Raw genomic sequence first — 899 nt, 5'->3', positions numbered from 1 at the left:
TCATAGAACTGCGCGAGGAAGGAGCCCAGCACCTCGGCCGGCTCCAGCGCCGGATCGGCCTTGGGGAAATAGGCGCGGTTGCCCCAGTTCTGGCCGGTGCGGAAGAAGAACACCTGGATGCAGGTCTGGCCGCCTTCCTGGTGGATGGCAAAGACATCCGCCTCTTCCACCGTCTGCGGGTTGATGCCCTGATGCGCCTGCACATGCGACAGCGCCGCGAGGCGATCCCGGTAGATAGCGGCCCGCTCGAAATCGAGCTCTTCGGACGCTTGTTGCATGGCGGCCGAGATCTCGGTCTTCACCTTCTGGCTGCGGCCGGAGAGAAAGTCCTTCGCCTCGGCAACCAGCTCGGCATAGCCCCGATGCGATATCTCGCCGGTGCAGGGACCGGCGCAACGCTTGATCTGGTAGAGCAGGCAGGGCCGCGTGCGGTTCTCGTAGAAGGAATCCGTGCAGCTTCGCAGCAGGAAGGCGCGCTGCAGCGAATTGATGGTGCGCCCGACCGCGCCGGCGGAAGCGAAGGGCCCAAAATAGTCGCCCTTGCGCGAGCGCGCGCCGCGATGCTTGTAGATGCCGGGCGAGACATGGTCGCCAGTAAGCAGGATGTAAGGGAACGACTTGTCGTCCCGCATCAGCACGTTGAAGCGGGGCCTCAGCCGCTTGATGAGGTTGGCCTCGAGCAGCAGCGCCTCGATCTCGGTGCGAGTGACGACGAATTCCATCGTCGCCGTCTCGCGCACCATGCGGCCGATGCGGGCGGTGTGGAAGCGCCCCTGCGCATAGTTGGTGACGCGCTTCTTCAGGCTGCGCGCCTTGCCGACATAGAGCACGTCGCCGGCGGCGTTCATCATTCGGTAGACGCCCGGCTGGTTGGGCAGCCGCTTGACCAAAGTCTGGAT

At 64.6% G+C, this 899-nt stretch carries 1 protein-coding gene; it reads right to left on the bottom strand.

Translation table 11 applies throughout. The features are described from left to right. A partial coding sequence (gene uvrC, locus EOA60_RS35035) for an excinuclease ABC subunit UvrC (protein ID WP_128312732.1) occupies window positions 1–899 on the bottom strand: 899 nt, incomplete at both ends.

Source organism: Mesorhizobium sp. M1A.F.Ca.IN.020.06.1.1 (genome assembly GCF_004023265.1).
In the GTDB taxonomy this organism is placed as follows: domain Bacteria; phylum Pseudomonadota; class Alphaproteobacteria; order Rhizobiales; family Rhizobiaceae; genus Mesorhizobium.
Note: the sequence above shows the minus strand (reverse complement) of the source record. Positions and strands in the feature narration are given on the sequence as shown.